Annotated in this window: 1 protein-coding gene; it reads right to left on the bottom strand. The window is 41.6% G+C overall.

The window, feature by feature from the left end; translation table 11 throughout:
* Nucleotides 1–411 precede the first annotated feature (411 nt).
* Nucleotides 412–1,191, bottom strand: a complete 780-nt coding sequence (locus F6K38_RS41865) for an ABC transporter permease (protein WP_008188942.1) — start codon at nt 1,189–1,191, stop codon at nt 412–414.
* Between the last annotated feature and the right edge of the window lie 239 nt (nt 1,192–1,430).

The raw sequence follows: 1,430 nt of genomic DNA, 5'->3' as shown, positions 1-1,430 counted from the left end.
ATCAGCTATCAGCTATCAGCTATCAGCTATCAGCTATCAGCGATTAGCGCTATGGGCACGCTACTTTACGAACAGCTTTTGAATACAATAAGCTGACCACTAACGGCTGACCACTAACGGCTGACCACTGACGGCTGACGGCTGAATGCTTACCTATTTCCGATTAGCGCAAGCTTAAACCCGGGAGCTATAGATAATGTACAAATATTCATAGGTGACATGCTCCCCCTCAGACCTATTACCCATTACCTATTACCCATTACCTATTACCGATTACCCAAATAAGCGTACAAATGTTCTGCATAAGTGACATGCTCCCATCTCCCCATCTCCCCATCTCCCCACCTCCCCACACCTCCCACACTTCCCACACTTCCCTCTCTTTTCCTACTCCCTACTCCCTTTGACTAATCAACGGAATAGAATCGGATAAATCTGACGCCAAGCTAGCCTAGAAAACACAGCAGTACATACCAACAACCAGATTAATTCTAAAAACCAGAACTCTGGTAACCCTAAAGGCCAACGTAACAAATCAACTATCGATGATAGGGGTAAAATAGCAACAACATAACCCAGTCCAGTGGGTAATGTATCCCTAGGAAAATAAGTACCACAGAGAGTAAACATTGGTATCATAAACAAGAAAATTGGCACATTAATCTGATCAACAGTACGCACCGTTCCGGCTGTAAATAGCCCAATAGCACTAAACAGCATACTCCCCAAAATAATTACAGGAAAAGATACCAGCAATTGCCAGCCAGAGTAAAGTCCCCAGATCACCGCTACTAACCCTGTGATGGTACCAGCTAGAGCTCCCTTTGTAGTTGCCCATAGCCAATCTCCAATAAATACTTCCATGAAAGTCAACGGTGCTGTCAGCAGTGCATGCCAAGTTTTTTGAAAACTCAAGCGAAAAAAACTCCCAAATGCTCCCTCAAAGAATGACTGAAATAGTACCCCAAGTCCGATCATTCCAGGAGCTATAAAGTTCAAGTAAGATGTGGGTTGACCATAGTAAGAAACATCTCCCACTAGGGGAGTTAAACCATAGCCAAAGGCAATCAGATAGATTATAGGTTCAGAAATTGGGAGTAAACTATTGACTAGCCAAGTTTTTTGATACACTTTGGCATGACGATGCCAGACCGAGTAGATACCCCAAAATGTTACAGAAATTCCTTTCATTTTTATTTTAAGATTTTACAAAATTACTAATTAATTATTAACAGAACTTACCCATTGCCCCCTAAATCCCCCAATTCTGGGGGACTTTGACATCATTCCCCCCTAAAATTATGCCCAACTAAACTTCGTAAGTCCTAACTAATTACAAATATCCCAATATAAGATATTACAATTAGTAAACCGGATGTTGATAGTAAACCTGTCTAACTTAATCAATCCAATGATGTTCCGGTCAGTCG

This window comes from Moorena sp. SIO3B2, assembly GCF_010692525.1.
Classification (GTDB): Bacteria; Cyanobacteriota; Cyanobacteriia; order Cyanobacteriales; family Coleofasciculaceae; genus Moorena; species Moorena producens.
The sequence above is the reverse complement of the archived record's forward strand: the minus strand, read 5'-3'. Positions and strand labels throughout refer to the sequence as shown.

Excerpts from the sequence above, each read along its gene's own strand:
- F6K38_RS41865 (WP_008188942.1), bottom strand. The coding sequence starts at position 1,191 with ATGAAAGGAATTTCTGTAACATTTTGGGGTATCTACTCGGTCTGGCAT.